Below are 1254 nucleotides of genomic sequence, written 5' to 3'. Positions count from 1 at the left end.
AGATGATCTAGGACCATCTGAGTTGCATCAACTTCGACCTCTGCAACACGCCGCGTCCAGCCCCGGCCAAATGTCTTGAAGTTTCGCAGACGCTGCAGGAACCCCAGACGATAGGCACACATCCGGCGAATAACAGCCGTACACTCCACAGTGCGGCGAGCCTTACCAACTGTTTCATCACCGGCACGGCCATCAACAGCAGCCCCGATCGCTTTCTGCAGCCACTTCACACCACGCTTGGGACCAGAGTTCACCGCTCCATCAAAGGTCGCGTAATCAATACCGTAAGGCAGATCATCAGCACGGCATCTATTCCAGTATTGCTCGCGGTAGATCGCTTTCACTTCGTCATCAGTGATGAGGCGCACCGACCGACGCTTGAGGTCCATCAGATCAAGCCACCAATTGTAGGTTTGCTGAGTGATGCCCTTGTTGGTTGCTCCACCTGGATCGTCCGGGTGATCTACAAACCCGCCTTCATGACGGCGCAGTTTCGGATAACAATTTTTAAAATTCGCTCGGGCCATAAAAAAACCTCCAGCCATTTCGCATGACTGGAGGTTAAAGCTGTTCAGGCCCTGTCAACTGAGCCCACCAATTCTCCCGCATTCTACTGAGGGGAAGAGTTTGAGATTGCCCAGAGAATGTAAGGCCACCCAAACAGAAACAACAGAAAACGCCCGATTGCTTTGAGCCAGGCAAAGACAACAATCTGAAAAGGCGCGCCTAACGGCTTTTCAACGCGAGCAGTCCAACATCCAGCGATCAGACCAATAATCAGATAAAGTCCCAAAGCGATCCAGAGCAGCCAATACAACCAATCCATAATAAACCTCCAGTCATTTCCACGGCTAGAGGTTAGGTCCGTTTAAGCCTGGTCAACTGCCAGGATCTCATCAAGGGTCTTGGTCAGATCCCAATGCACGCTCTGTGTCGGATCAGGGATAGGGTCGAGTTGCTGAAGCTGCGCAGATCTCTCTAGCATAGCAGACTCAAAGTCCTCTGCAGCATTCAACATAAATTCCACCTCCGCCTTGGTTTTAAAGGTTATTAAATCACCGGCTTGGGTTTCATAGGTCACGCCCTCAGGCTTCACAGCTCCACGTTCAAATCCTCGCAGGAGCGCGTTCAAACGTCTCAGGCTTTTATCATCACAGCGAAACTGAATACCGTTAATTTTCGAACCTTTCTCAATTCGCAATTCAGCTTGTAATGCCACACGCCTTCGATCAATCAATGGTTCCTGTGGCAAGA

General features: G+C 50.7%; 3 protein-coding genes. All 3 read right to left on the bottom strand.

Annotated features, from left to right (window positions below; all coding sequences use genetic code 11):
* A partial coding sequence (locus PPL9_RS32780) for a glycoside hydrolase family 108 protein (RefSeq protein WP_200962161.1) occupies nt 1-527 on the bottom strand: 527 nt, incomplete at its 3' end.
* An 83-nt stretch (nt 528-610) separates the two neighbouring features.
* Entirely contained in the window at nt 611-826 is a 216-nt protein-coding gene (locus PPL9_RS08105) for a hypothetical protein (RefSeq protein ID WP_057462230.1), read from the bottom strand.
* Between the two features lie 42 nt (nt 827-868).
* A partial coding sequence (locus PPL9_RS08100) for a hypothetical protein (RefSeq protein WP_208989240.1) occupies nt 869-1254 on the bottom strand: 386 nt, incomplete at its 5' end.

Origin of the sequence: Pseudovibrio sp. POLY-S9 (genome assembly GCF_001431305.1) — a bacterium.
Lineage (GTDB): Bacteria > Pseudomonadota > Alphaproteobacteria > Rhizobiales > Stappiaceae > Pseudovibrio.
This window is presented reverse-complemented; position numbering and strand designations above follow the sequence as displayed.

Coding starts and splice junctions, on each gene's coding strand:
- PPL9_RS08105 (WP_057462230.1), bottom strand. CDS start 826: ATGGATTGGTTGTATTGGCTGCTCTGGATCGCTTTGGGACTTTATCTG.